5 protein-coding genes and 1 pseudogene are annotated in these 5,411 nt (G+C 74.3%); 3 read left to right on the forward strand and 3 right to left on the reverse strand.

Annotation, left to right across the window (positions count from 1 at the left end):
* Together C6N75_RS12255 and C6N75_RS12260 are read left to right on the forward strand one after the other, a co-directional pair.
* On the forward strand, nucleotides 1-928 hold a 928-nt coding region (locus tag C6N75_RS12255), incomplete at its 5' end, for a phenylacetate--CoA ligase family protein (RefSeq protein ID WP_105868908.1).
* On the forward strand, nucleotides 900-1,115 hold the full coding sequence (locus C6N75_RS12260) for a DUF6052 family protein (protein ID WP_105868909.1): 216 nt from the start codon (nucleotides 900-902) through the stop codon (nucleotides 1,113-1,115). The genes C6N75_RS12255 and C6N75_RS12260, both read left to right, overlap by 29 nt.
* An 18-nt stretch (nucleotides 1,116-1,133) precedes the next feature.
* On the opposite strand, the gene C6N75_RS12265 is transcribed toward C6N75_RS12260, so the two are convergent.
* Nucleotides 1,134-1,499 (reverse strand): iron chaperone, encoded by a 366-nt coding sequence (locus tag C6N75_RS12265; protein WP_105868910.1) that lies wholly within the window; start codon nucleotides 1,497-1,499, stop codon nucleotides 1,134-1,136.
* A 63-nt stretch (nucleotides 1,500-1,562) separates the two neighbouring features.
* On the opposite strand from C6N75_RS12265, the pseudogene C6N75_RS31570 reads away from it, so the two are divergent.
* Nucleotides 1,563-2,363: pseudogene (locus C6N75_RS31570) on the forward strand (GNAT family N-acetyltransferase); the annotation flags it as partial.
* A gap of 78 nt (nucleotides 2,364-2,441) precedes the next feature.
* Here the strand turns inward: C6N75_RS31570 and C6N75_RS12275 are convergent.
* Together C6N75_RS12275 and C6N75_RS12280 are read right to left on the reverse strand one after the other, a co-directional pair.
* Nucleotides 2,442-3,860 (reverse strand): extracellular solute-binding protein, encoded by a 1,419-nt coding sequence (locus C6N75_RS12275; protein ID WP_105868911.1) that lies wholly within the window; start codon nucleotides 3,858-3,860, stop codon nucleotides 2,442-2,444.
* 108 nt (nucleotides 3,861-3,968) lie between these two features.
* On the reverse strand, nucleotides 3,969-5,141 hold the full coding sequence (locus tag C6N75_RS12280; protein WP_105868912.1) for an epoxide hydrolase family protein: 1,173 nt from the start codon (nucleotides 5,139-5,141) through the stop codon (nucleotides 3,969-3,971).
* Nucleotides 5,142-5,411 lie beyond the last annotated feature (270 nt).

The raw sequence follows: 5,411 nt of genomic DNA on the forward strand, positions 1-5,411 counted from the left end.
CCGCCACAAGGGCATGGTCGCCTTCGGCTACGGCCTGTTCGCGGGCTTCTGGGGCATGCACTACGCCCTGGAGCGCATGGGCTGCACCGTCCTGCCGGCCGGCGGCCTGGACTCCAAGGCGTTCGTCGGACTGCTCGTGGAGCACCAGGTCGAGGTGGTCGGCCTCACCCCCAGCTACGCCATGCGGCTCATCGAGACGGCCGGCGAGATGGGCGTGGACCTGGCCCGCGACGCCAACGTCCACATCATCCTGGCCGGCGCCGAACCCCGCTCCGACTTCACCACCCGCACCATCGAGTCCGCCTTCGGCGCCCGGGTGTTCAACGCCGCCGGCACCACCGAGTGCGGCTCGGTCTTCATGTTCGAGTGCCCCGCCCGGCGCGGCGCCTGCCACATCAACGAACCGCTGGTCATCCAGGAGGTGCTGCACCCCGAGACCGCCGAACCGGTCGGCTACGGCGAGGAGGGCGTGCGGGTCACCACCGGCCTGTACCGCGAGGGCGTCCAGTTGTTCCGGCACTGGACCGAGGACATCGTCGTCAAGCGCCATCACACCGAATGCGGCTGCGGCCGCACCTGGGACTTCCTGGACGGCGGCATCCTGCGCCGGGTCGACGACATGCGCAAGGTCCGCGGCGTCTCCGTGACCCCGGTGATGATCGAGGACGTGCTGCGCGGCTTCCCCGAGGTCGCCGAGTTCCGCTCCTCCCTGCGCACCGACCGCGGCCTGGACACCATCCACGTCCAGGCCGAGGCCGGCGACCTCACCGGCCCGGCCGCCGAGGCGCTGCGCGCGCGCATCGCCGAGGAGTTCAAGCGCGAGATAGGCATCCGGCCCACGGTGGAGCTCGCCCCCGCGGGCAGCCTGCCCCGAACCAAGTGGAAGGCGGCACGTCTCCATGACGAACGGCACCTCACTCACGCCTGACCAGCGCGGGACCCTCCTGGAGGGCTACCGCTCGCTCACCGCCCTGGCCGAGACCTGCCAGGTCCCCGCCGTCCGCGCCGCCCTGCGCGGCGCCCTCGCCGAGCTGCGGGTCGCCCTCGACGGCCAGGCCGTCGACCTCGACGACTACTACACCGCCCTGGCCGTCCGGGTCCCCGTCCCCGCCTGAGCGCCGGACGGCGCCGGCTCAGCGGGCCGGGCCCGGCCGCGCCGCGGTGGCCCGCAGCAGGTCCCGCAGCAGGTCGAAGTCGACGCTCTCGGGCTTGCGGAAGCGCAGGCAGCCCTTGCCCATGTCCTGGCCGGCCAGCCGCTGCGCGAACGCCTCCCGGACATCGGGCCGCATCAGATAGAAGGAGAGGTACTGCTTCTGGGCGGCGAACGCGATCTCGCAGACGCCGTCCCGCTCGTACGCGGGCATCCCGTACGCCATGACCTCGTCGAACCCGTCCAGCTCCGCCCGGCACAGCCGCCGCAACCGCTCCAGCACCGCCCGGCGCTCCTGGGGAAAGCCGCTCAGGTAGCCGTCCACGTCACTCGCCTCACCGCGCACCATGCCGCGAGGCTACGCCGCCGGAATCCAGGTGCGCCGCGCCGCCCGCACACGACAGCATGCGGCATGCATCCCAACGGCTGGCATCTCACCCACGGCGTCGACGACTTCCTCGCGCGCGCCGGGACCTTCCTGCGCACCCGCCCCGCCCTGCACAGCGTGCACCTGACGGTGACCGAGACGCTGCGCGCCCAGGGGGCGGACGCCTTCGGCCCGGAGCGGTCGCTCTTCGGGTTCCTGGAGCGGGCGGGCGGGGTCGCGGCCGCGTTCTTCCGCACTCCGCCGCGCCCGCTGTGCCCGACCCGGCTCACCGCCGGGGACGCCGACGCCCTCGCCGCCCGGCTGGCCGGGCAGCCGCTGCCCGGGGTGAGCGCCGAGGAGGAGACCGCGGACGTGTTCGCGGCGGCCTGGCAGCGGCACACCGGCGGCACGGCGGCGCCGCGGGAGCGGCTGCGCCTGTACCGGCTGGGGGAGCTGACGCCGCCGACGCCCCGGCCGGCGGGCCGCGCACGGGTGGCCGGGCCGGGGGACCGGGACCTGGTCACCCGGTGGAGGGACGAGTTCGCCGCCGCCGTCGGGGAGCCGCCCGCCGGGGACGGGCACGCCTGGGCCGACGTGCGGATCGCCGGGGGGCGGATCACGCTGTGGGAGGCTCCGGACGGCACGCCCGCCGCCATGGCGGGGGTGAGCCCGCTGGTCGCCGGGCAGGTGCGGGTGGCGCCCGTCTACACGCCGGAGCCCTTGCGCGGGCGCGGTTACGGGGCCGCGGTGTCGGCCGCGGCCAGCCGGCGCGCGGTGGACGCCGGCGCGGGCGAGGTCGTGCTCTTCGCGGACCTCGCCAACCCGGTGAGCAACGGCGTCTACCAGCGCATCGGCTACCTCCCGGTGGCCGACTTCGCGGTGCACGACTTCGCACCGCCGACGGCCGGCCCTGAGCGGCGCCGCCTACTCCCTCGACGCACCGCCCTTGACCGCGTTCTCCAGCTGCGCGCCGGTGTACGCCTCGGTGTCCCGGAAGTACTCCACCCGCAGGCTCTGCGGGTCCCGCACCCCGCGGGCGGTGCGGTCCGCCTCGTACGCGTCCAGCAGCGCCTGCGCCTCGGCGGTGGCCTCGGCGAACCGCTCGGCCGGCTCCGCGCCGCGCGTCAGCACGTCGTCCATGGCGCGGGTCATCACGTCCTGCGCCCCGGCGAAGTCGCCGAACTGCGCGCCCCGGCACGGCGGCACGCCCTCGCCGCCCTGACCCTCGGCGTACGAGCCGAGCTGCGCGCTGGCCAGACGGTGGAAGGGGTGGTCCGCAAACCAGCCCTCCTCCTCCAGCAGCCGGTACGAGGAGCGGGTGACCGGCACGAAGCTGGAGGCGATGTGCCGGTCGGCCGCGTTGCGCGGGTTGTTGAGGAACTGCATGAACGCCAGTGCCCCGTCCTGGACGTCCTCCGCCAGCCCGTCGGCCAGCCACAGCGAGGTGCCGGCGATGATGTTGCCGCCGTACGGCTCGCCGTCCCGGCCCGGGAAGCGGCCCACGGTCATCTCGAAGCCGCTGTTCTCGGCCGCCATGGCCATGTAGTTGAGGTCGTTGGACGAGGTGACGCGCAGCGCCACGTCCTGGTCGGCGAACGCCTTGAGGTTGGCCTCCCAGCCGGGGATCTGCCCGGTGTGCAGGTAGTGCCCCTTGCGGTGCAGCTCCCGCCACCAGCCCACCCAGGTGAGCATCTCCGGCGACGCCAGGTCCAGCCTTTCCGCCCGGCCGGCGCGGCCGTTGGCGTGGTCGGCCAGCTCGCCGCCCTGCACCGCAAGCGCCTGCTGGAAGAACAGCCCGTGGTTGGACCAGGTGACGCCGTGCGACGGGCCGCCCTCCAGCGCGGCCACCGCCTCGCACGCCGCCTCGACCCCGCCCCAGGTGGTGGGCAGCGAGGAGACGCCGGCCCGGTCCAGCACCGTCTTGTTGCCGTAGATCAGCATCGCGGTGACCACCGCCGGCATCGACGCCAGGTCGCCGTCCAGCGAGTAGTGCTCGCGCACCGCCGGCAGCAGGTCGTCCACCACCACCGGCTCGCCGAGGATCTCGGTGCGGCCCGCGATGGCCTTCTGCACGGAGGTGAACAGCGGCCTGCCGTCGCGGGTGCGCGAGTCGCGGGCCGCCTGGGTCACCGCGAAGTAGTACTCCGCGACGGCCGGCGGCCGGCCCGCGTCCGCGGCCTCGGCGATCTCCCGCGACAGGTTGCGGAAGTCGCGCCCCTCGATGTTGACCCGGTACTCGGGGTGCGCCTCCTCGAACTGCGCCCCCAGCGCGTGCAGGCGGTCCATGTAGCCGGGGAACGTCAGGTCGGCCACCCAGACGTCGATCACGGTCCTGGCGGTCATGCGGTGCCTCATCTCTGCTCGTGTCGATCGGTACGGAGGGCGGGAAGGCGCGGACGGGAAGGGACGGACGGGAAGGGACGGACGGGAAGGCGCGGGCGCCCGGCGGCGTCAGGAGGACGGCACGGCCGCCGGGCGCAGCGCGCGCACGAAGGCGCGGACGTCGGCGGTGAGCGCGGCCGGCTGCTCCAGCGCGGCGAAGTGCCCGCCCCGCTCGAACTCCGTCCAGTGCGTGATGGTCGGGATGTCCCGGTCGGCCAGGCTGCGGATCGGCACGAAGATGTCGTCCGGGAAGACGGCGACGCCCACCGGCACGGTCAGCGCCGGCGGCACCGCCCCGGCCGCCGCGGCCCGCACCCCGGCCGCGCCCTCGTAGTAGAACTGCGCGGACGAGCCGGCGGTCGCCGTCAGCCAGTAGATCGTCACGTTGGTCAGCAGCCGGTCCCGGTCCACCGCCTCCTCCGGCAGGCTGCTCGCGCCCGTCCAGTCGAGGAACTTCTCCACGATCCAGGCCAGTTGGCCGACCGGAGAGTCGGTGAGCCCGTACGCCAGGGTCTGCGGACGGGTCTGCTGGAGCTTCATGTAGCCCGACAGCTCCGCGTCGAAGCGGGCCAGCTTGCCCAGCCGCGCCTGGTCCCGCTCGTCCAGCGCCGCCAGCTCCGCCGGGTCCCCGGACGGGAACGTCATCAGCATGTTCACATGCACCCCGAGGACGTGCTCGGCGTCGATGCGGCCCAGCTCCAGGGAGATCACCGCACCCGCGTCGCCGCCCTGCGCCACGTACTTCCGGTAGCCCAGGCGCGCCATCAGCTCCGCCCAGGCGCGGGCGATCCGCGGGGTGTCCCAGCCGGTCTCGGGCAGCGTGGAGAAGCCGTAGCCGGGGATCGACGGCACCACCAGGTGGAAGGCGTCCGCCGGGTCGCCGCCGTGCGCCCGCGGGTCGGTCAGCGGGCCTATCACGTCCAGGAACTCGGCGACCGAACCCGGCCAGCCGTGCGTCAGCAGCAGCGGGACGGCGTCCGGCTCGGGCGAGGTGACGTGCAGGAAGTGCACACGCGCGCCGTCGATCTCCTCGGTGAACTGCGGGAAGGCGTTGAGCTGCGCCTCCGCCGCCCGCCAGTCGTAGGAGGAGCGCCAGTACGCGGTCAGCTCCTTCAGGTACTCCAGCGGCACCCCCCGGTCCCAGTTGACGCCGGGCAGCTCGTCGGGCCAGCGCGTCGCGTCGAGGCGCCGGTGCAGGTCGTCGAGCTGGTCCTGCGGGATGTCGATGCGGAAGGGGTGCATGCAGCGCTCCGGGGAAAGGCCGGCCCGTCGTCGAGGCGCCGGGTCGTCGGGTCGTCGGGGAACGGCGGACGCGCACGAAGGGGACGGCGACCGCCCCCGTACCGCCGGCAGGGCAGGAGATCGACCCCCGCCGCCCGGTGCGCCCAGCCGTATCGTCCGCCGCCCCGAGCCCGCCCCGCATCTCGCGGATTGCTGCAACCGCGGGCCGGCCCCACCTCCCGCGGCCGCCCCCCAGGAAGGCAGCCAGGAAGATGCGGCGCCGCTCCGGCC

The sequence above is a fragment of the Streptomyces solincola genome (assembly GCF_002982015.1).
GTDB lineage: Bacteria > Actinomycetota > Actinomycetes > Streptomycetales > Streptomycetaceae > Streptomyces > Streptomyces solincola.

Excerpts from the sequence above, each read along its gene's own strand:
- C6N75_RS12275 (WP_105868911.1), bottom strand. The coding sequence starts at position 3,860 with ATGACCGCCAGGACCGTGATCGACGTCTGGGTGGCCGACCTGACGTTC.
- C6N75_RS12260 (WP_105868909.1), top strand. The coding sequence starts at position 900 with ATGACGAACGGCACCTCACTCACGCCTGACCAGCGCGGGACCCTCCTG.
- C6N75_RS12280 (WP_105868912.1), bottom strand. The coding sequence starts at position 5,141 with ATGCACCCCTTCCGCATCGACATCCCGCAGGACCAGCTCGACGACCTG.
- C6N75_RS12265 (WP_105868910.1), bottom strand. The coding sequence starts at position 1,499 with ATGGTGCGCGGTGAGGCGAGTGACGTGGACGGCTACCTGAGCGGCTTT.